The 21198-nt window shown below is 47.9% G+C and carries 19 protein-coding genes; 8 read left to right on the top strand and 11 right to left on the bottom strand.

Annotated elements, in window-relative coordinates; all coding sequences use genetic code 11:
• Positions 1–66: 66 nt before the first annotated feature.
• From IMZ38_RS06975 to IMZ38_RS06965, 3 genes are all read left to right on the top strand, one after another.
• On the top strand, positions 67–741 hold the full coding sequence (locus tag IMZ38_RS06975) for a hypothetical protein (protein ID WP_193436142.1): 675 nt from the start codon (positions 67–69) through the stop codon (positions 739–741).
• Between the two features lie 180 nt (positions 742–921).
• Positions 922–2817, top strand: a complete 1896-nt coding sequence (locus IMZ38_RS06970; RefSeq protein ID WP_193436141.1) for an aldehyde ferredoxin oxidoreductase family protein — start codon at positions 922–924, stop codon at positions 2815–2817.
• Positions 2795–3085, top strand: a complete 291-nt coding sequence (locus IMZ38_RS06965) for a MoaD/ThiS family protein (RefSeq protein WP_193436140.1) — start codon at positions 2795–2797, stop codon at positions 3083–3085. The genes IMZ38_RS06970 and IMZ38_RS06965 overlap by 23 nt, the downstream gene beginning before the upstream one ends.
• Before the next feature lie 32 nt (positions 3086–3117).
• On the opposite strand, the gene IMZ38_RS06960 is transcribed toward IMZ38_RS06965, so the two are convergent.
• Both IMZ38_RS06960 and IMZ38_RS06955 read right to left on the bottom strand, forming a co-directional pair.
• A complete protein-coding gene (locus IMZ38_RS06960; RefSeq protein ID WP_193436977.1) occupies positions 3118–4593 on the bottom strand; it encodes an aldehyde dehydrogenase family protein in 1476 nt (491 codons plus the stop codon).
• Between the two features lie 14 nt (positions 4594–4607).
• On the bottom strand, positions 4608–5918 hold the full coding sequence (locus tag IMZ38_RS06955; RefSeq protein ID WP_227410864.1) for an aspartate aminotransferase family protein: 1311 nt from the start codon (positions 5916–5918) through the stop codon (positions 4608–4610).
• 108 nt (positions 5919–6026) lie between these two features.
• Here IMZ38_RS06955 and IMZ38_RS06950 point away from each other — a divergent pair, with 108 nt between their 5' ends.
• Entirely contained in the window at positions 6027–6539 is a 513-nt protein-coding gene (locus tag IMZ38_RS06950; RefSeq protein WP_193436139.1) for an Lrp/AsnC family transcriptional regulator, read from the top strand.
• Positions 6540–6653: 114 nt separating this feature from the next.
• On the opposite strand, the gene IMZ38_RS06945 is transcribed toward IMZ38_RS06950, so the two are convergent.
• The 3 genes from IMZ38_RS06945 to IMZ38_RS06935 all read right to left on the bottom strand — a co-directional run bounded on the left by IMZ38_RS06945 (position 6654) and on the right by IMZ38_RS06935 (position 9980).
• A complete protein-coding gene (locus tag IMZ38_RS06945; RefSeq protein ID WP_193436138.1) occupies positions 6654–8042 on the bottom strand; it encodes an aspartate aminotransferase family protein in 1389 nt (462 codons plus the stop codon).
• A 137-nt stretch (positions 8043–8179) separates the two neighbouring features.
• The gene (locus tag IMZ38_RS06940) at positions 8180–9685 is read right to left on the bottom strand and encodes a sodium:solute symporter family protein (RefSeq protein WP_193436137.1); all 1506 of its coding nucleotides are present in this window, start codon (positions 9683–9685) and stop codon (positions 8180–8182) included.
• Between the two features lie 4 nt (positions 9686–9689).
• Positions 9690–9980, bottom strand: a complete 291-nt coding sequence (locus tag IMZ38_RS06935) for a hypothetical protein (protein ID WP_193436136.1) — start codon at positions 9978–9980, stop codon at positions 9690–9692.
• 168 nt (positions 9981–10148) lie between these two features.
• Here IMZ38_RS06935 and IMZ38_RS06930 point away from each other — a divergent pair, with 168 nt between their 5' ends.
• Together IMZ38_RS06930 and IMZ38_RS06925 are read left to right on the top strand one after the other, a co-directional pair.
• Complete coding sequence (locus IMZ38_RS06930) at positions 10149–11936, top strand: aldehyde ferredoxin oxidoreductase family protein (protein ID WP_193436135.1); 1788 nt, start codon at positions 10149–10151, stop codon at positions 11934–11936.
• Positions 11937–11974: 38 nt separating this feature from the next.
• Positions 11975–12262: a MoaD/ThiS family protein gene (locus tag IMZ38_RS06925; protein ID WP_193436134.1), complete on the top strand. Its 288-nt coding sequence runs from the start codon at positions 11975–11977 to the stop codon at positions 12260–12262.
• A gap of 178 nt (positions 12263–12440) precedes the next feature.
• On the opposite strand, the gene mcm is transcribed toward IMZ38_RS06925, so the two are convergent.
• Both mcm and IMZ38_RS06915 read right to left on the bottom strand, forming a co-directional pair.
• Positions 12441–14543: a minichromosome maintenance protein MCM gene (mcm, locus tag IMZ38_RS06920; protein WP_193436133.1), complete on the bottom strand. Its 2103-nt coding sequence runs from the start codon at positions 14541–14543 to the stop codon at positions 12441–12443.
• Positions 14518–15120 (bottom strand): DNA replication complex GINS family protein, encoded by a 603-nt coding sequence (locus tag IMZ38_RS06915; protein ID WP_193436132.1) that lies wholly within the window; start codon positions 15118–15120, stop codon positions 14518–14520. Before IMZ38_RS06915 ends, mcm begins: the two co-directional genes overlap by 26 nt.
• A gap of 92 nt (positions 15121–15212) precedes the next feature.
• On the opposite strand from IMZ38_RS06915, the gene IMZ38_RS06910 reads away from it, so the two are divergent.
• A complete protein-coding gene (locus IMZ38_RS06910; protein ID WP_193436131.1) occupies positions 15213–16199 on the top strand; it encodes a replication factor C small subunit in 987 nt (328 codons plus the stop codon).
• A gap of 4 nt (positions 16200–16203) precedes the next feature.
• Positions 16204–17496 carry a replication factor C large subunit gene (locus IMZ38_RS06905; protein WP_193436130.1) on the top strand — a complete coding sequence of 431 codons (1293 nt, stop codon included), beginning with the start codon at positions 16204–16206 and terminating at the stop codon, positions 17494–17496.
• Here the strand turns inward: IMZ38_RS06905 and IMZ38_RS06900 are convergent.
• The 4 genes from IMZ38_RS06900 to IMZ38_RS06885 all read right to left on the bottom strand — a co-directional run bounded on the left by IMZ38_RS06900 (position 17493) and on the right by IMZ38_RS06885 (position 21178).
• Positions 17493–18731: an ORC1-type DNA replication protein gene (locus IMZ38_RS06900; protein WP_227410862.1), complete on the bottom strand. Its 1239-nt coding sequence runs from the start codon at positions 18729–18731 to the stop codon at positions 17493–17495. The two genes, IMZ38_RS06905 and IMZ38_RS06900, sit on opposite strands and share 4 nt — an antisense overlap.
• A 23-nt stretch (positions 18732–18754) precedes the next feature.
• A complete protein-coding gene (locus tag IMZ38_RS06895; protein WP_193436129.1) occupies positions 18755–19237 on the bottom strand; it encodes an RNA-binding protein in 483 nt (160 codons plus the stop codon).
• 175 nt (positions 19238–19412) lie between these two features.
• Entirely contained in the window at positions 19413–20699 is a 1287-nt protein-coding gene (locus IMZ38_RS06890) for an ArsB/NhaD family transporter (protein WP_193436128.1), read from the bottom strand.
• Positions 20700–20923: 224 nt separating this feature from the next.
• On the bottom strand, positions 20924–21178 hold the full coding sequence (locus tag IMZ38_RS06885; RefSeq protein ID WP_193436127.1) for a hypothetical protein: 255 nt from the start codon (positions 21176–21178) through the stop codon (positions 20924–20926).
• Between the last annotated feature and the right edge of the window lie 20 nt (positions 21179–21198).

The following is a 21198-nucleotide window of genomic DNA, read 5'->3' as shown; positions in this document are numbered from 1 at the left end:
TACAAGCACGTCTAAATTCTAAATCCTAAATATCCGATTTATATCTTGCCTTCAACCATATTATTATTGACTGAAACGTGTTTTCAACTAGGGGTTGCTATAATGGAGGTCTCCCCGGATTTCATCGTGGATGTTTCGATCGCGATAGGTATTGCTATTATGCTGAGCATTGTAGGCTTCCTGCTCGGGAAGGGTGTCAAGCTACTTGTTGTGAAAGCATCGGAGAAGCTTGGTTTTGACGAGTGGCTTAGAAGGTTTAGCTTTGGGAGAGCGATTAAACGCACGGGATTGTCGGCTGGGGAGTTCTTCGGCATGGTTACAGCGTGGATTCTGTACATAGTGTTTATCTTGTTAGGGATCCATTATGGTTCAAGATACCTAGGGCTTGCTGAAATAGCAAGCATGACACAACACTTGCTGAACATTTATGTCGTTGGGCTTGTTAAGGCGTTGATAATAATTATCACGGGCTTCATACTGACAGATGTTTTCGTAAGCTACGTCTACAAGAGCTCCGAGCTTAGAACCGAGATGCAGCTCCTGGCGCCTGTGGCGGAGTATCTTAGACTACTATTCTACATAGTCATCGTTATCTTCGCAATAGAGCAGGCGGGGATAAGTGTTGAAGCCTTAACCAACATGCTAACCCCTATTATCTGGGGGTTAACAGTGGCAATGCTCCTCATAATAGTGTTCAACATAATCCAATTAACCAGGGGGAAGCCGCGGCTCGAGGAGTAAACCTAAACCAGTTATTTTTCCGGGACTTAAAGATGTGGCGTGACCACCGTGCAGGTTTGCAAACTTTACAATCATCTTTGATCTCACATAGTCTTTCACCTAAACTATTGTTAATTGTTTAATCAACAATGCTTTCACATTTTTTAGATGACCGAGGATAATGTTTAAATGGTGTTTACATTGCCCTACGGGTTTAATGGTAAATGGCTCCGGGTAAACTTATCCACTGGGAGTCTAAGGATTGAGGAGGTTCCCGAGGAGCTGTACAGAGAGTATCTGGGTGGAAGAGGGATTGCCGCATATGTTCTCTTCAAGGAGCTTAAACCTGGAACCGACCCTTTAAGCCCGGGGAACAAGCTGGTTTTCGCTACAAGCGTGATCACGGGGACCCCTGTTCCAGGTGTCAACAGGATTGTTGTTGCCGCGAAATCCCCTCTGACAGGGACTTACGGCGAGTCAGAGGCTGGCGGCTTCTTTGCACCGGAGCTTAAGAACTCGGGTTTCGACGTGGTCATCGTGGAGGGGGCGTCCGAGAAACCCGTCTACCTTTGGATTAAAGACGGGCGTGCGGAACTCAGGGATGCTACCCGTTTATGGGGGTTGACGACGAAGGAAACAGTTGAGGAGATTAAAAAGGAGCTTGGAGAGCCCTTGGCTAGGATTGGATGCATCGGGCCTGCAGGCGAGAAGCTGGTGAGGTTTGCCAATATCATGTTTGAAAACAGGTATGCAGCGGGACGGGGAGGACTTGGAGCCGTTATGGGTTCTAAAAACCTTAAGGCTATTGCAGTGAGAGCAACCGGGAAAACAGTGAAGTTCTATGATGAGAAGAAGCTCGTGGAGATTGTTAAGTGGTTTAACGATAACTGGAAGAAGCAGCCAGGCGCTGTCTCGAGGAGCGAGTACGGTACGGCAGAGCTGATCACTCCTTTTGACAAGGATGGAATACTTCCCACTTTAAACTTCAGGGGAGGGTCGTTTAAGGAGGCGTTCAAAGTAAGCGGCGAGGTTTTGAACAAGACAATACTGGTATCTAAATCCGGGTGCTTCGCATGCCCAATCCGCTGTAAGAGAGATGTTAAAACTAGTGAGCCGTATGAGACGGATCCCTCTTACGGCGGTCCCGAGTATGAAACCATCGTATCGTTCGGACCCTTGTGCGGTGTCAGCGATCTCAACGTTATTGCGAAGGCAAACCAGATCTGCAACGCATACGGCGTTGACACTATCAGCGCGGGTGTAGCCGTAGCCTTCGCCATGGAGCTTTTCGATAAGGGTGTGCTAACCCCGGAGGACACCGGGGGGTTAGAGGTAAGGTTTGGCGATGGAAATGGAGCGCTGAGACTGCTGGAAATGATTGTCAAGCGTGAAGGCTTCGGGGATGTGCTGGCTGAAGGGGTGAGGAGGGCTGCTGAGAAGATTGGGCGAGGAGCTGAGAAGTACGCGATGCATGTTAAATCCAGGGAGATACCTATGCATGAACCCCGGGGTAAAGTAGGCGTCGGCTTGCAGTACGCTCTCTCACCTATAGGGGCTGATCACATGCAAGCCCCGCATGACGCAACCTATGAGAGAATCACTCAACACCTTACCGCGCTCGGGTTAACCAGACCCGTTAACAGGCTGATGCTTGATCACGAGAAGGTGAAAGCCGTCTACTATGGGATGTTATGGTGGGGTCTTGAGGACTGCATGGGGGTGTGCAAGTTTGTCTTCACGCCTCACTCAGCCGGGGTTTTAACACCCAATCACATGGTCGAGATAGTTAACGCTGCCACGGGCTGGGGGATGAGCCTCTGGAGCTTGATGAAGGCGAGCGAGAGAGCTTTCAACCTTGCAAGAGCCTTCAATGTTCGAGAAGGTTTTAAGCGCGAAGAAGACGTGTTGCCGCCAAGGTTTTTCGAGGAGTTAGAGTCCGGCTCTAGGAAGGGACAGAGGATTAAGAAGGAGGAGTTTGACAAGGCTGTTAAACTATTCTACGAGATAGCCGGCTGGGATGAGGAGGGGAGGCCGACGCCAGGAAAGCTTTACGAGCTGGGATTAGACTATGTTGTTGCAGAACTGTATAAGGGTTAAAGTGAAATACTTAGCCCCTCTTTTCCAATCACTAACCGGGTTGGAAAGCGAGGAATTAACGCTGGAAAAAGGAGCCAAGCTGAGGGATTTACTAAAGGAGCTGGCTCGTGCACACGGTGAAGAACTCGGTAAATGGTTTTTCAGCGAGGATGGAAGACTGAACCAGGGAACCCTCATCATAGTTAATGGTTCAATAGTTCACGATCTTGACAAGGATTTGAGCGACAAGGATGAGGTTGTGTTGACAATACCCTTTGACGGAGGATGATGCTGGTTTTAAGTGTAAAAAACATTGTTCTCCTACCACCATCTCTCCACCACGACCTTCCTATCAGTGAAGAAATCGACAACATCGATTTGCGGATGATGGCTTCCTAATCCTGCTAATCGTCTACCTCCGAAAGGAAACCAGCCCACCGGGGCTGCTATACCAATGTTTACTCCTACATTCCCCACGTAGACGTTGTGCACGAATTCCCTAGCCCACTTACCGTTTCTCGTGAATATTACTGCAGTATGATGATATTTGTTCTTATTCACGTACTCAACAGCCTCTTCAAGGGTCTCCGCCCTCATCAAATTAGCCACGGGGCCGAAGATCTCTTCGCGGGCAACCTTCATATTAGGGTTCACATCCTCGAGGACTGTGGGTCCGAGATAGAACCCTTTCGGGAATTCAGGGTTCACGTAATTTCTCCCATCAAGGACTGCCTTGGCGCCCTCGCCGAGACCGGTCTCGATCATCCTGATCACGTTTTCCCTGTACTTCACACTTGCCATCGGACCCATTTCAGATTCTTCGTCGAGACCGTGGCCTATTCTAATCTTCTTAGCTGAGTCTACAAACGCGTTCCTAAATTCCTCGTAAAAGTCTGAACCCCCTACTACTACAATGTTCTGTATCCCCAGGCATCTCTGCCCCGTGTTGCCGAATTTAGCGTCTCGCAGCGCGTTTATGGTTTTATCCATGTCGGCATCAGGCATGACGACCGCGTAGTTTGAAGCGCCTCCGCCTGCTAGAAATCTTTTTCCATGCTTAGCTGAGAGCTCATAGAGTCTCAGAGCTGCGTCGCTTGTGCCCACGAAGGCTGTTCCCTCTATTAACGGATGGGTTACCAAGTACTCTCCGTTCCTGTGATCAGTATACACCAGGTTTACAACCCCTGGGGGTAACATGTTGGTGAGAAGCTCAAGCGTGACAGCTATTGGCAGTGGGGTTGTGCTACTTGCTTTAACAACCAGAGTGTCGCCTAGGACGAGGGCGTAGGGTATGAACCAGAAAGGTATCATTATTGGAAAGTTGTAAGGGCTTACAACAGTGAAAACACCTAACGGCTCTCTAATTAGAGTTTCATCAATTCCCTTAGCTATCTCGTGCTGGTATTCTCCTTTCGCTAGTGAGTAGGCTACTGAGATAGCGGCCTCCACGTTTTCTATCGCCCTTTTCACATCGCCACGAGACTCCCGTAGGAGTTTTCCATGATTCTGCGTGTTCACCCGGGCCAGCAACTCCTTGTTCTCCTCGAGAATGTGTTTAATTTTGAATAAATACTGGGCTCGCTCAGGCATCGGCAAGGTGCTCCAGGACTTGAAGGCTTCGTACGCTGACTCGACAGCCTCGTCCACTTCCTCCTTGGTCACTAATGGTACTTTCCCTATAGCTTTCCCTAAACCTGGATCATAAAAGTCTAGGTAAGTGTTGGTGCCAGATTCGATCCATTTACCGTTTACGTAGATTTTCAGCACTCCATACTCGGATTTCGGCGGCTGTAGCATTGACCCCACAGGCTTCACACCTTTAAAACCTCTTTCAGCGACTCCTCCAGCAAGTCAAGGCCTTTCTCCAATATCTCCTTCTCAATGGTTAACGGGGGATGTAGCCTGATAACGTTGTGGTATAGGCCAGCTTTCAGTAGCAGTAAGCCCTTGTCTCTCGCTTTATCGATCACTTTCGAGGTCTCACTGGATGCGGGTTCTTTTGTTTTACGATCCTTCACCAGCTCTATTGCCTGCATGACGCCGAGCCCTCTAACATCACCCACTATCTCATACTTCTCGTAGAGTTCATTCAGCCTTTTCCTAACCATCTCACCCAGTTCCACAGCTCTTTCCGGTAACCTATCCCTCTGCATTACCTCGATTACTTTCAAAGCCGCCGCGCATGAGACGGGGTTGCCTCCGTAGGTGCCTCCGAAGCTTCCTGGGTGGGTTTTCTCCATCAACTCCTTCCTTCCTACGACTGCGGATAGGGGAAGCCCATTAGCGATCGCCTTAGCCGTAGTCATTATGTCCGGCTCAACCCCGAAGTTTTCTATGGCCCAGAGCTTCCCGGTTCTACCCCAGCCTGCCTGTACTTCGTCATCTATGAGGAGCACATTGTTTTCCTCAAGGAATTTTTTAAGCTCTCTTACATAATCCAACGGGGCTACCACGTATCCTCCTTCTCCTTGCACGACTTCAATGAGGAATCCAGCCGTTCTCTCAAGGGGGACTCTTGTATTGATAAACCATTTCTTAACGTAATCTAAGCAGGCTAATCCGCAACCAGGGTATTCCTGTTTAAACGGGCATCTATAGCAGTAAGGGTATGGTATTAGCTCAACCCCTGGTGGTAGGGGGTCGAACCCTACCTTGTAGGGTTTCCATTTACCCGTTGCAGATAGCGCGAACCCGTACGCGCCCCTCCCGTGGAAACTATTCTCATATGAAACGATATAGTATCTACCCGTGACCTGTCTCGCTATCTTGATAGCGTTGTCAACGGCTTCAGACCCGCTGTTTTGAAACAGTACTTGTTTCTCGGAAACGCCCGGAGCTATTTTAGCCAGCTTCTCCGCTAACTCAGCGCACGAGGGATAGTTAGTGACCATGAAGCAGGTGTGCCATAGCTTCTCTAACTGTTCCGTGACGGTTTTTACCAACTCAGGGTTAGCATGCCCTAAGCTGGTAACCCCTATTCCACTGGTGAAATCCACGTATTCCTTCCCGTTAATATCGTAGAGAAGAGCGTTCCGGCCTTTCACAATCGTGATAGGATGGGCTAGTGAAACACCTTTCATAATGTATTTTTCACGCTTTTCTAAGTAAGGATCTAATTTCACCAAGTATCCACCGGTTAATGTTCTTTATTAGACAGAAATAAACTGTTTCAACTTGAATTTTAGAAAAAGTTTAAAATTATTCGCTATTAAATTAGTAATGTGTTCAAAATGAGGAGAAGGAAAGAGCTTGATGAAATAGATCTGGCTATTTTGAAACACCTACAGGAAAACCCTAAGCTTCGCGTTAGAGAGTTGGCGAAGGTTTTGAAAATACCTAAGTCTACCATATACCACAGGCTGAGACAGTTAGAGATGAGCAGGATAATTAAAAAGTACGGGGTTATCCTGGACAGCGATAAACTAGGATACGAGTATTTTATAGTCATGCATGTTAGGGCTAAGTATGGTCCGAAGTATCATGAAGAAGTAGGCAGGTTCCTGGCTAAAAACCCATATGTTCAATCAGTGTACTATGTGCTGGGGGACGTGGATTTCATAGTAATTGCAAAGTTCCCGTCGAAACCTAAGTACATGGAGTTTTTAGAGGAACTGATAAACTCCCCCATGATCGAGAGATCGTCAACCATGGTAGTGGCGAAAGTGGTTAAAGAGGAAACTTATTTGCACATAGAGATACCGGAGCAGCCAACTACTCAAAACACCCTCCGGGAAGCAGGTTAGAGCTAGCTTACTGTAGCCGTGCTTCACGTATTTTTGGTTTTCTACTGCTTGGTGAATTTGGGCTTTAGCTTAACAGGTTCTTCAGGGAATTGGAGAAAAGGTTTGAAAAAATACCTATATAGATTCTTCTATCGCGATCGCTTCCGTTGCCCTACCTTTCATCTCCGCTGCCACGATGTTTGCTACCTCCAGTGTTTTCTGAATATCATCTCTCGTGTGCATTATTGAAATCGTCCACTGCTCGTCGTAAGCCATTGCCTGAGGTATTATCCCCCTTATCACCATGCCGAGAGTCCAAACGTACCAAGGTCCCCACTTGACTTTCAACACGAAGTCTCTCCAAGTATTGATTTCCTCCCTTGAGAAGTAGATGGTGCCCTTGTTGGCTACTTGGACAACATGGGCTTCAAACCCCTTGTCCTCTATAATATCCCTGTAGCCTTTCGCCAGCTCCTCACTTAGCTTGTGCGTGTACGCTAGATTTGACTCCGTGAGCAGTTCTGTCAGCGTTACGTATGCGGCGTAAACTGATAATGGATTAGCGTTGAACGTACCTCCATGGGGGACTTTGCGAGGCCCAACCAGCTCGAGCAGTTCCTTGCTAGCTAGTACAGCAGCAAAGGGGAAGCCGCCGCCTATTGCTTTCGCCGCTACCATTATATCTGGTTTAACCCCGAAATACTCCTGGGCACCCCTATACCACATACCTGATGTTTTAACCTCGTCAAATATCAGTAAGCTGTTGTATTCGTTAGCGATTTTCCTGAGGAAGACCATGAAGTCTTTCTTAGCGGGGACAACCCCCATGTTCATGGCAACAGGTTCCATGATGATCGCGGCAATATCGTTTCCATGTACTTTCATTATCTCTTCAATCGCTTCAGCATCATTCCAGGGCGCAACCACCACGTTTTCAGCCAACTCTTTCGGAACTACATGGTAGGGAAAGCCTGTTGGGACCGACCTGGGCTTCTTAGGGTGTCCAGCATGCTTTAAATCGGGTTTAACCCCTACCATTAACAGCTCGTGTGAGCCGTGATAGTGTCCTTCGAACTTGAGTATCTTGCTTCTCCCAGTTGCTACTCGGGCAAGCCTTATGGCTAGAAGGGTTCCCTCAGAACCTGTGTTGGAAAATCTAACCATGTCGAACCCGTACCTGCGGGTCACAACCTCGCTTAACTTACAGCTTAACTCTGTCTCATAACCATATATTGTCCCCTCATCCATTTTCTGCTTCACTTTCTCGAGAAGCACGGGATTTGCGTGGCCCACTACGAGAGCGCCGAAAGCCATGGTGTAGTCTATGTACTCATTGCCGTCGACATCCCAGACTCTTGAACCCTTGGCTTTCTGCAGCATCAAGGGGTGGGGCTCGAACACTCTCCAATTACTATGAACTCCGTACGGGGTTAGCTTCCGTAGTTTCAACCATATTTCTCTCGACTTAGGAGTTTTCTCAGAGAATTTGCTGACATATTCCTCGGTAAGGGTTTTTTCAGACAAATGTTCCACCAATATATGTTTTCAATGGTCAGAAAATAAACTAATTCATAATCTTATTGGAAATATTCCAATTTCCCCTCGCTATTTTGCCAAGGTTTTAAGAAAGCTAGGTGCAATGGTTGAGAAAAAAGAAGAGGTTATTGCTTATTCAACCTGTAATAGCTCTCTACGAACTGTTTCGACGGTGGAGGCGTTAGCAAGGAGACTGTGATTAGCGTGGCTACGGCGATTAGAGAAGGCAACGTCCCCTCCCAGAGACCGAACGGGTTGTGCGGTGCTTCAGGCCAGATAACGTAGGTGAATAAGAGGAGCGAAGCGAAACCTGCCAGGTAGCAGGCGAAACCTCCGTACTTGTTCGCTCTCGGCCAGAGCAGCATTATCATGGTAGGCCATGCTATCACGGCGTATGCTGGCCAGGCCAACTCGTATCCGATAATAACCATTGGCGCTTCAGGGTTTAATGCTGGCAGGATGCTTATTAAGGCAACGGCAATCACCACGAGGTTGGTAACCATCTTCCTCGAGCGCTCGGATATTTTCAACCCTAAGGCTTTCTCTATTATGTCAACATCCACTATTGAGGATGCTAGAAGTAGCATTGTATCGATCGTCGACCTTGTTATAGCGATGAGCCCAATTATTATCAATATGAGTATCGGCCCATACCCGAAAAGCTGAATGAAGAGTAGTGGCACATAGCCTTCCACAACTTCGACCTCAGGCAGGCTTGAACCGAACAATGCTAGAATACCCAGTCCCAGCAACAAGGGGGATACAAAAGCTCCAAGGAAGAAACCGGCATTGGAGCCCAAGCCCCCGACCAACACTGCCTTGCTATCTTTTGAAGCATAGAAAGCTGTCACCAAGTGAGGTATAAACAGCCACGACAATCCGTAAACAAGCAGCATTGTTAAAAAGTATTGGGTTGGCTGGGTTTTCTGAAAGACTTGTGGAGCGATTTCCGAGGTGTATGCACTCCAGGCTAGGTTGCTGAAGCCTCCCCAGTAGGTTAGTGTAGCGTAGATCATTGCTATGAAGGCCACTATGAACGCGACCCCTGAGATGATGTTAGCGTATGCTGCAGCCCTGAAGCCTCCCATTAACAAGTAAATGATCATGAAGATCACGTAGATTGCCAGGAATGCTTGATAAGGGATCTCACCTCCTGTTGAGGCGGACAGGACTCCAGCCGCGGGGATGTAGATCATGCCTATATAGATAATAGTGGCATAGAATATCATTAACGATATGAGTATTCTGAGCGGTTTCTCGAACCCACCTACCCTGTGCACTATAAGGTCTGTCGGGGTCACGTAATTGTGCAGTTTAGCCGCCCTGTATATCCTCAGCGATACAAGCGGGAAGAGCGCTACAAAGCTTAGATAGAAGATCATCTCCATAACCCACCATTCAAAACCCTCGCTCACTATGACCGCGGGCATTCCAACGAACTCCCATGCCTCCATGTAAGTCGCCATATAGTGAAATACTATTGTCAGCGCTGACAATGTCCCTCCGGCCACGTAGAATTCGCGGAGCCCTGTTTTAAGCCTCCTAGAGGCTACGTATCCCGCAATCAACATGGTAATGTAGAAGCCTATTAACGTGGAGAGTACAATCCACGACCACTGGGATAGGTTCATGACTTCACGCCTCCCTCAGGCTTCTTAAACGCTTTCTGAGTACACTGTAGTAGACTGTGAAAACCAGGAAGTTCACTACGAGCCAGGTCGAGGCAATCATTAACGCTCCTACCACCGGCTTCGGCAGGTCGAGTATACTACTACTTGGTTCCCACACAAGGAGGTTTTCAGACACATACCAGACTAAGCCCGTTACGAAGACCAGGTAGACTATCCACAGATACTCCCACTTCATAGGAGTTGGAGGTATTACATCGACATCGTTAGGAATGTTTCTATCTTCCTGCACACTCATATATCAACCCAGTCTTGACATTTCTATTGAGCAATATTTAGTTGAAACATGGTGATTTTTGGACATTGAACAATCATTATTCAATTATAGTTAAAACATCTCCATGGAGTACTTGTTACCTTGTTAAATATTGCTTAATCCTCTAACTAATATTGTGGTGGGTTCGTCTTGATTTATCCTGCTCAGACCCTACTCCGTGTCGACATGTCTTCAGGCAAGATTGAGGAAGAGGAATTACCTGACAGCATAGTGGAGAAGTTTATCGGTGGTAAGGGATTAGCTACTTACTACCTGTATAAGGAGGTGAAGCCGGGGATTAACTCGTTGTCCCCGGAGAACAAACTATTCATCTTTTCAGGGCCGCTAGCATTCATCTATCCGACGTTCACTAGAACGGTCGTTGCCTCTAAGTCGCCGCTCACGGGACTTTACTGCGACAGTAACGCGGGAGGCTCCTTCGCAATAGAGTTGAGGAGGGCTGGCTACATAGGGATAGCTGTCGAGGGGAAGAGTGATGGTATGAAGTGCTTGGAGATTACGAGGGAGGGAGGCAGGCTAATGGATTGTGAGCATCTCAGAGGGAAGACGACTTACGAGGTTGGAGAGTACTTCAGGGATTACTCAGTGTTAACGATTGGTCCAGCTGGCGAGAACTTGGTAAGGTTTGCTAACATACAGATAGACTTAAGGGAAAGCCCGAAGACCCGTCCCGGAGTTGCTGGCCGCGGAGGCCTGGGAGCGGTAATGGGCTCTAAGAATTTGAAGGCGGTGGTAGTGAAAGGGTGGCTTAGAGCTGACGACCTTGCCGGAGGCGTTGACAAGGAGTTGCAGAAGGAGCTGACCAACAAGTACTTGAAGATGCTTATGGAGGACGTCGCCCCAGGAATAGGTGTGGGCGGAAACCTCCCTGTTCTAAGAGTAACGGCAGAGTCGAAAATCCTGCCTGTTAAAAACTTCCAGCTAGGATCTCATGAGAAATGGCCGGAGCTAGCTGATGATGCATGGGGGAGGATCACTGTTAAGAGAATAGCCTGCCCAACATGCCCCCTTAAATGTGGAACAACCGTGGTGGAAAACAGCTCCACCACCGAGAGAATAGAATATGAGACCGTTGCCATGAACGGTTCCAACTTACTAATATTCGACAGGAAGGCTTTAATCAAGATCAACACGGTTCTCAACGCGTTGGGCATGGACTCGATAACCATGGGGAACATTGCGGCGGTTTTAATGGAGTTGAGTGAAAAAGGCGGCTTGCGCGAATACAAGTTGCAATGGGGGGATGTGGAAGGCTATGTTAAACTAGTCTACGATGTAGCGTACAGGAGAGGGATAGGCGAGATTCTCGCTGAGGGTTTGGCGAGTGCTTCTAAAACCCTGAAGGCTGAAGAATACGCTCTGCACGTTAAGGGGCTTGAAATCCCGGCTTACGATCCAAGGGGTGTTGTAGGGATGGCGCTAGCGTACGCAACTGCTGATAGGGGAGGAGACCATTTGAGAGCCTGGACGGTGGCTGCTGAAGTCTCATCAAAGCTTACCATGGAGGAACTAGTTAACCTGACAAAGTATCTCCAAGATAGGAACGCTGCATTATGGACTCTGGTTGCATGTGACAACATACCCGGTAACTCTGTTAAGCCGCCTGATGAAATGATCAGAACCTATATTAAAATGTTAAACACGATAGGATTCAACTATGATATGGAAGAGTTCCTGAAAACAGGTGAGAGAATATACAATCTTTCAAGACTATTCAATGTCAGAGAGGGTGTCAGCAGGAAGGATGACTCGCTACCTCCGAGATTCCACCAGCGCAGGGAAGATACTGGTTGGGTGGTGACAAGGGAGGATTTCGAGAAAATGCTGGACGCATACTATGTTAGAAGGGGATGGGATTCCAACGGGGTCCCGTTAAAGGAGACGCTGGATAAGCTTGGTTTAACCTCTATTGTTTAATTTTTCACACCCTAATAGATCGGGCTCGGGCTGGTTTAATGACAATCATAGTACGTCTCTACGGTGCTCTTAAAGATGTTGCAGGAAGAGAGGTATTAGCGCTCGAGCCTAAAAACCATTCCTTGATTCTTATTGACTTAATCAAGGAGATTTTGAGAATACATCCACCCCTCAACGAGTTCATCACTATCCGTGATGAAAGAATAGAAGTTAAGGGCTTAACCATACTCGTAAATGGAAGGCATGTAATGTTCCTAGGCGGGGACACTGCAGTGGTGAATGATGGTGATGTTGTAGATATTCTGCCCCCTCTACACGGAGGGTGATAGCGTCTCCAGGAATAATGCTTGGCACTTTTCAATTATCCAAATGCATAGTTATAGTTAAGCAAGCAGGAAACCATTCACGTGGATTACCTCAACAGGTCTAGCTGAAACATTGGTTGATGAGTATGGAAAACCGTGAGGCCTGGTGCTGAACTCTTTCTCGCTTAATCTAAATCCCTTACTTCACCCTGGACAGCTTCCCCGGCCTCGGCATGTAGTATTCTCCGCTTTGAATCAGCTTCTGAATCTGTTCGAGCACGAGCTCCCTGTCAAAGCCTTTCTCCACAGCCTTCTTAACGAGCTCACTTCTCTCTATCTCGCCTACCTCATCCAGCAGCTGATCCATGAATGCTTTCAAAGCCTTTATCTTCTCTCTTCTCGCAGCCGAAATGCCTGTCTCCAAAATATCTATGTCCAGAGTTTTGGATTCAATATCGTATCCTACTTTGACAAGGGTGTTAAGCGTAAGCCTGATTGCTTCCTGAGCATCCTCCTCGGTTGCCTTCTGCTTCAAAGCCATTTTAGCATGGGCTTCGGTAAGCCTTATCAATGCTTCAAGCTGCCTCGGGGTTATCGCGATCGCGGTCGGCTTCCCAGCCTCCGCTGGCACCGATGCCATTCTCATGCTGACGTAGAAGTCTTCAAGCAGCTTCTTAGCCTCAGGCGTCAGCTGGGGTCTTATATATCTTCTCGCGTAGCTAACATATTTTTTCAGAAGTTGAGGATCGATCTGAGGCCTCGCCTTCTCAATATCGCTGTGAACCTCTAGTATGTGCTTCGCCAGCAACCTATCCCTTTCCTTGTTCGGAATATCCTGGATGACGAATATCAGGTCAAACCTTGAGAGGATTGTTGGAGGGAGATCAATGTTCTTGCTGACAGGCTGGGTTAAATCATATCTTCCAAACTTAGGGTTGCCGGCGGCCAAGACAGAGGCCCTTGCGTTAAGCCTTGCCACTATCCCAGCCTTGGCTATGCTGACGGTCTGCTGTTCAAGGGCTTCGTGAATAGCGCTCCTATCCTCCTCCCTCATCTTATCTATTTCATCGATGCATGCTACTCCCCCATCCGCTATCACAAGCGCACCTGCTTCAAGATAGTACTCGCCTGTGGTCTTCTCCCTTAACACTGTCGCGGTTAAGCCGGCGGCAGTGGATCCCTTACCGCTGGTGTATAATCCTCGGGGAGCAATTCTTGAAGTATACTGTAGGAGCTGGGATTTAGCAGTGCCGGGGTCGCCTACGAGTAGGACGTGTATATCTCCCCTTATCCTAGTCCCGTCCTCCATGATCTTGGGAACACCGCCGAATAGGAGGAGGGCTATGGCTTCCTTCACATCCCAGTGCCCATATATTCCTGGGGCAATGCTCGCAATGATCTTCTCCCTGATCCACGGGTCTCTGGCAAGCTCCTTAATCTTCTCCTCATCCTCCCTTGTAATCTCTATCTCCTCGAGAATCTTCTGCTGAACATCAACATGGTTAGCGTCCACGTAGAAGGAGAATAATGGTTTAAGCCCGATCGGTTTCTGGAGGGAGGCTATAGGGGCTACCCTTAGCACCCCGGTAACGATCACCCTGTCCCCCGGCCTTGCGACATCGATTAAGTCCCCGGTTAGAATGACTTCAACGCTCCTGGGCATCTGGCCGGGCGGTATCTCCTCAGGCTTCTCCTGAACCACTATTTTCTGCCAATCTATGAATTTGCTTTTCTCCGGCACAAGCTCCAATCTAACTGGGCGGTGACAATGTAAGCAGTAGGGAGGTCTTTCAAGCCTCTCCCCCATCTCTCCTTTCTCAGGATAGAGGAATTCATGCAACTCCCCAGTATCCGGGTCCACATGCCTATAGTATGCTTTAACAATCCTAGCCTCCACTCTTGAGACTCTTGTAACGATTCCTTCGAGAGCGACGAGCTTGCCGATGTGCTCGCTGTTCAGCTCTCTTATTTTGAAAATCCTTGGAGGGTTGCGGAATCTAGGGTAGAATTTCTCAACAGTTTCAGCATACTCAGGGTAGCTCTTCCTCATTATCTCCATAATAGCTTGACTCGCGATTTCTAAACCCTTGTCAGGATTCTCGGAGATGAACCTGGCGAGCTCCCTGTTGAAAAGGATGATATCGTCGAAGTCGATGACAAGGCTTTTCTGATTCATGTAGACCATGTGTCTTATTCTCTCCTGATACTTCGCAACACCATCCCTGGTTTGAAATCTTTCAAGGAATTTGCGAAACTCTATTAAAGAGTCGAACTCTTTATCCTTTGAGGATTGAACCTCCATGCTTACCCCTCATGCGGAGATTTTTGAGATGTAGGTTGAGAATGGTTTTCAAATCAAGGTATAGTTGTTTCTCCTCCTCGCTCATTTTTTCGCTAATATCCTGCGGAATATCCATCAGGTTGAGAAGGTTAATGATCTTCGTAATTCTTTCCCTAGTTAACGCATCGTAGAACTCGCTGTATGATTTAAGTGTTTCAGCCTGGGCTCTCCAGTCCGGGCTGGTTCTCAAGCTTTCCTCGAGCTTGCTGATCACCTGTTTCAACCTGTTGTAGAAGTACCCGTTCAGCTTGGTTAGTTGCGGCTTCTTCGACTGGGTTTCCTCGAGGTAGACTATCTGTGACAACTTCTCCACGGTAACATCCGGCTCCTTAACCCTGCACACGTTCATCGATTCAAGCCTTGAAGCCATCCACCTGGGCACAGTGTACTCTGAGCCCTTCATCAGCTCCACGTAGCTCTCTTCGAGAAAAATCTTCAAACCATCAGATACGACTTCAATCTTCACGCTTTCCTCCTGAAAATCCCTGCTCATGAACTTGAAAACCAGTTCTTCAACCAGTTCGAGTAGACCGGTCAATTTAACAGCCCTTAAACAGTGATTTGTGGAAATCTCTTTATTTACCAATCAATCCATTATTATAGGATTGGATTTAAACCGTTGAGCCAGAGGTGGAGTGTTTGAGCGAGATAGAGCTTCTCTGGACCGAAAAATATAGGCCGAGGACTTTGGACGAGGTTGTGAACCAGTCGGAGATTGTTGCTAGGCTTAAGAAGTTTGTTTCAGACAGGAACATGCCCCATATGCTTTTCGCCGGCCCCCCGGGTACTGGGAAGACTACGATGGCTCACTGCCTCGCTCACGATCTCTACGGGGACAATTACAGGCAGTTCATCCTAGAGCTTAATGCTTCGGATGAGAGAGGTATAGAGGTTATTAGGAGCAAGGTTAAAGAGTTCGCTAGGACCCGTGTTATGGGAGAGGTGCCTTTCAAAATAATCCTGCTTGACGAAGCCGATAACATGACTGCTGACGCTCAGCAAGCGTTGAGGAGGCTCATGGAGCTTTACACAGCGTCAACGAGATTCATATTGATAGCTAACTACCCGAGCAAGATCATAGAGCCCATCCAGAGCAGGACAGCGGTTTTCAGGTTTACCCCGTTGAAAAGGGAGGATGTTGTTGAAAGATTAAAGTACATATGCAGTAATGAAAAGGTTAAGTGCCATGAAGACGCGTTAAACACTATCTTTGAGCTTTCAGAAGGAGACATGAGGAGAGCTATAAACATTCTTCAAGCATCAGCAGCGCTGGGCGAGGCAACCGTTGAGAACGTCTACAAGGTTGTCGGGCTCGCACACCCCCGTGAGGTTCGCGAGATGATTCAGCTAGCTCTCTCAGGCAACTTCGCCGAGGCTAGAAACAAGCTTAGAACCCTTATGATCACCTATGGTTTAAGCGGGGCAGACGTTGTCAAGCAAATACACAAGGAGATATTCAGCAGTGACATAAAGATTCCTGATGAGATAAAGATCGTGATAGCCGACCTCGTAGGCGAGATCCAGTTCAGGCTTGTAGAAGGCGCTGACGACGAGATACAGTTGAACACTCTCTTAGCGAGGCTAGCCTTGATAGGCAAGAAGTTTAAGCCAGGGTGAAGCCTTGAGCATAGCACTCCCATGGATTATTAAGTATAGGCCGAAGACGATAGATGATGTTGTAAACCAGGAGGAAGCGAAGCAGGCTTTTCTAAACTGGTTGGACAACTGGGGTAAGCCAGGCCAGAAGAAGGCAGCCCTCCTGCACGGGCCGGCTGGGTGCGGGAAAACCAGCCTGGTGGAGGCGGTTGCCCGTAGTAGAGGATACCAATTGTTTGAGATGAACGCGAGCGATTTCCGGCGTAAAAGCGATATCGAGGGAATTGCAAGAATTGCTGCACAGACCTCGGGTTTGGCAAGCAAGAGGAAGATAATCCTTCTCGACGAGGTTGACGGGATTAACACGAAGGCTGATGAAGGAGGTATTGAAGCAATCATAGAGTTGATCAATGTTTCCAGGAACCCGGTGGTAATGACCGCTAACAACCCGTACTCTAAGAATCTTCTACCGCTCCGCCAAAACGTGCTGGAAATACCTATGAAGAGATTGACTGAGACCAATGTCGTAGCGGCTTTGAAGAAGATATGTAGTGCCGAGAAGATCGAGTGCAACGATGAAGCATTGAGGGAGATCGCGAAGAGGAGTGAGGGAGATTTAAGAAGCGCTATCAACGACCTCCAAGCCATCGCGGAAACCTATGGGAGGATAACCCTTGAGCTTGTTAAATCCTTTGTAGTCTACAGGGATAGGCAGTACGCCCCGTATGAGGCATTGCAGAAGCTGTTCAACGCTAAATACTTGTTCCAGGCGAGAGACGCTCTCACTTCAACCGATCTCGACTACGATGAATTATTCCTTTGGCTGAACGAGCACATTCCCACATACTACGAGGACCCGGAGGAAGTGGTGAGAGCTTATGAAGCCTTAAGCAGGGCTGATGTTTACTATGGAAGAATAATTAGAAGGGGACAATGGGATCTCTTATCATACATGTATGATATGATGGGGCCTGGCGTAGCCTTTGCCAGGAAGGTTTACAAGTATAGGTTCAAACCCTTCAGAGCCCCAGTCAGGAAGAGGCAGCTGAGCGAGACAAGGAGGTCGAGAGAGGTGAGAGAGGCCCTTGCGGAGCATCTTGCCTCAAGGCTTCTAGCAAGCAAGGCAACCGTTAAAGCCGAGGTGATCCCGTACCTGCAAGTGATTTTCAAGTACAATCTAAGGTATGCAGCCAGGATTGCGAGAGGCTACAGCTTGAGCGAGGAACACATCAATTGGCTAGCAGGGTCCAAGGCATCCGAGGTAATCGGCTATATGAAGAGGGGCGAGAAGGCGCGTGAGAGAAGAAGGGAGGGTTAAAGCCCTAGCTGAATCTTCTTTCTAATCAACTCGTCAAGGTATCTTTCCAAAACGTCGAGAGGGCCGTAGGGCAGGGTTATTAAGGTTGACCTTCCTCTCTGGCCCTTCCCGCTTGAACGTGCTTGTATAATGCCCGCCCGGCTCAGGTTCATAACGTACTCGTAAACCTGGGTATGCTTCCTCGGCACCTCGCCATAGAATTCACACACAGCATTGTACTCGTCCTCAACCTCCCCCATTTTCAGCTCGCTTCGACCGGTTTTCCTGAGAAGCTTTACAATGCTGAGAAGTATGAGTAGTTCGTGAATCGGGCTGTCCCTTATGGCTTCGCTCACGGTTAGTATTTCTCTCGAAGTACTCATTATAGCCTTCCTAACATCCTCGATGGTTATCCGGCTCCTCCCCTCAGCTTCAGCAGAGCTGCCGGCTACGTGAAGTATTTCTAATGCATGCCTGGCGTTTCCTCCCCCACCCTTATCCCAGCCTTCGAAGTCCGCGATGAATTTTAATACTTCATCATCGTAGCTTCCCTCATACATTGATTCACCCGCCCTGTACTTTAGAATGTCGAATAATTGTTGAGAAGTGTAAGGATTCAGCTTCACCAAGTGTCTCAGCAGATACCCCTCCGTTGTGGGGTCGAGGAAGCCTAGTTTCACAGGGTCTATGGCTATGAAGATGAAGTTTAGCCTCCTAAACAATTCCTCCGCGTCGTACGTTCTCACTATGAAGTAAACCGCGTCTGGCCCGGATATGTTGGCGAAGTAGTGGAATTCATCTAGAGTTATGACAGCGTACTCATCCCTCTCGTCCAGGTGGTTTAGGATGAGATCGTACATCTCCTTGCTTGAGAGCCCCCTAGGCGGTACCGGAACATCTAGTTGTCTTCCAATATCGGCTATAACGTTGTAAAGGCTTCTATTCCTGTGACAGTTAACGTGCGCGTATCTCACCTTATACCCTTTCTCAGCGGCAAGCCGGGTGAAATCCCTGCCGAAAACCTTGGCTAAAGCGGTTTTACCCGTTCCAATTCTCCCGGTTATCAATACTCTCTGAGAGATGGAACCCGGGGTTGTGACCAAGTGCTTGAAGTAGCTTGCAAGAGCTTTCAGCTCCTTATCCCTGTGCGGAAGCTGGCCTGGTATGTACTCGGGAGATAGGCTTTCACGGCTTTTGAAAATGCTCGGTTTTTCAAGCTCCTCCTCAATGATCTTCCACGTATCCTTGTTCTCCAAGGAAACCACGCCGAAACTTTCACTTATCTATATTCCACACGATATTTAAAAACCGGTTCACAATACCCTAATCCACCGTAGAGGTTGAGACCAACGGTTTCAATGAAGAGGCAGGTCGGGGATTCAGGCGAGTGCTCGACACCTCTCTCCTTCAGAAAGTTTTTAAGCCTGCTCCATAAGGCTTCGCTGTAACCTCTCACCCCTCTCACCCGTAGTTTCAACTTAACCATTCGGAGACCCTGGAGCAGGCCGTCCACGCACTGGAGGAAGCGGTCGAAGTCTTCAATCAAACCAGTGCACTGCACAGGTATAATGTTTTCTACAAACCCGTACTCCCTGAAAACCACTGCTCTGTAAGCCCTATCTGGTGTCAAAACCCTACTATACACTAGTAGTACTCCTGGATACGGGGTTTTCTCAATCCTCAGCTCAGGGTCTTTCCTGAAGACAATATTACCTACCTCTTCCTCACACCACTCATCGCATCCCTGCCTACATGTAACCAATAAAACAGGGTTTTCCGTGCGCGATCCTCCCTCCGACCTGGCTGGTTTCCCGTTAAACCATCTCTATTACACTATATTACCGCATGGAAATACTTAACCTTGAAACAAATTCCTCACACGTGACCGATCCTACAGCTTTAGCGTCCTTCAAGCCTTAAACAACCGTGTGCTACGCTCAAATGGTGAGAGGTAATAGGAAAAGATAGTATATCAGGGTGTTCACCACCGTCACCAGTACCCCGGCCCTGACAAACTCCTTGAAGGACAAGGTAGTCTTGTATCTCGACTCAAGGTACTCCATAATGATTATGTTAGATGCAGCGCCAAGCGGCATAAGGTTTCCAGCTATGGTAGACATAGAGGCAAGAGCTAGCCATTCAGGAATACTGCTTCCTGTACACCCAATGTTTTTCAAATAACCAATATACAGGTTGACAAAAGGCACGTTGCTGAGAACCTGGCTTATCAGTAGTGATGAGAGAGTTATCGAGGCTATTGATAAAGTGGAGCCGCAGCCCCCGAGGGACAGAAGGTTTAAAACAGGCTGAATAATCCCGCTCCTCCAAATTCCTTCTGTAGTGATGAACATGGTTATGAAAAACATTACAGTGCCCCAGTCAACCCTTAAAAGCGATTCCCGAGGGCTTGTCGTGAATATGTAAATTCCTGCCGCGATAACGAATGGGATGAAACCCTTCTCGCTGATATGAGGCATCCCGTACAAGGCTAGGAAATCGTTGACTACAAGTGCGATGATCGCTGTAACCAGTCCGACAAGGGCTAGCACAGCATCCCTCCTAGATCTCAAGTACTCTGATGGTATTGAGGCTATCTCAATTCTCTCATTTCTAATACCATAGATTTTTATCAAGAGTAGCGGGGTTACGATAAGGTTTACAAGCGTGGGGATTGTTAAATAGTACATGAAGACTGGGAAAGGGGCTTGAAGGCCGCTGTTAATGCTTATCAACATGTTCTGAGGGTTCCCTATAGGCGTCATTACTGAGCCTATCGTTAAGGAGAAGGCGAGCAGTATAAATGAGAAGGATAGCGGTGTTTGAGCGACTCTTGCCACCGTGTACGCGATAGGAGGCCCCATCAAGGCCACGGTATCGTTCACGGTGAACGCGGCGAGTAGTCCGTAGAGAATTGAGGAGCCGAGGATTAAGCCGTATCGGCTTCTAAACCTCGAGATGAACGCGTAGGAAATATACTCTAAAAGCCCCGAGGATTCTGCAAGTCCGACTATGCTAAACATTCCGATCAGGAAGAGAATGACATTTAAGTCGATTATAACCCCGAGCTCATCCAATGAGACAAGCTCTGTTAAAACACTAATAAATGATGCGAAAGCCATGAAGCTCCAAATAGGGATTCTGAGAAGCCTTGTCCTAGCGACTAAGGGTAGGATAATCAGTAATACTAGTAGAGCACCTATTGCTTGATGGAATCCCATATCCATAAGCAAACCCTCTCAACAAGCATTCACTACTTGTTGATACTGCTAATCACTGGGTTATTATGAAGATCTATAAAGAAGTTTAAAACGATCTCGACCCTTTCCTCTGGTGGTCAGCGAGTGAGCTAGGGGAAATACTTTGACAACGAGTGAAATCTCCAGCTTGAACAATTACACAATGCAAACGCGTTAAAGTGTGAAGAAAGCGCTCATTCTATTCGGGGGAATCACTGTGTAGGCTTGCTCCTAGCGATCCACTCTTTCCTATACTTCCACATTGAGGGAGGCGTCCACAGTATCCAGGCTGGAATAGCCTTGATAAACTCGTATGCTTCCTCCCAGCCCTCCAAGCCTAGTTTCTCCGCAAGCTCTTCAAGACCCATGGGTGTTTTCAAATACTCTCTCAACACTGCCAGGACTTTTTCATCTATAACTATTTCCTTATCCCTTACTTTCACGACATATTCTGCAGCACCACTCACGTCAATCACCCTTAAACAGC

This window comes from Thermosphaera aggregans, from assembly GCF_014962245.1.
GTDB classification, from domain to species: domain Archaea; phylum Thermoproteota; class Thermoprotei_A; order Sulfolobales; family Desulfurococcaceae; genus Thermosphaera; species Thermosphaera chiliense.
Note: the sequence above shows the minus strand (reverse complement) of the source record. Positions and strands in the feature narration are given on the sequence as shown.

Bases quoted from the DNA above. Each gene is read 5' to 3' on its own strand.
- IMZ38_RS06940 (WP_193436137.1), bottom strand. From the start codon at position 9,685: ATGAACCTATCCCAGTGGTCGTGGATTGTACTCTCCACGTTAATAGGC.
- IMZ38_RS06890 (WP_193436128.1), bottom strand. From the start codon at position 20,699: ATGGATATGGGATTCCATCAAGCAATAGGTGCTCTACTAGTATTACTG.
- IMZ38_RS06925 (WP_193436134.1), top strand. From the start codon at position 11,975: ATGACAATCATAGTACGTCTCTACGGTGCTCTTAAAGATGTTGCAGGA.
- IMZ38_RS06950 (WP_193436139.1), top strand. From the start codon at position 6,027: ATGAGGAGAAGGAAAGAGCTTGATGAAATAGATCTGGCTATTTTGAAA.
- IMZ38_RS06960 (WP_193436977.1), bottom strand. From the start codon at position 4,593: ATGCTACAGCCGCCGAAATCCGAGTATGGAGTGCTGAAAATCTACGTA.
- mcm (WP_193436133.1), bottom strand. From the start codon at position 14,543: ATGGAGGTTCAATCCTCAAAGGATAAAGAGTTCGACTCTTTAATAGAG.
- IMZ38_RS06935 (WP_193436136.1), bottom strand. From the start codon at position 9,980: ATGAGTGTGCAGGAAGATAGAAACATTCCTAACGATGTCGATGTAATA.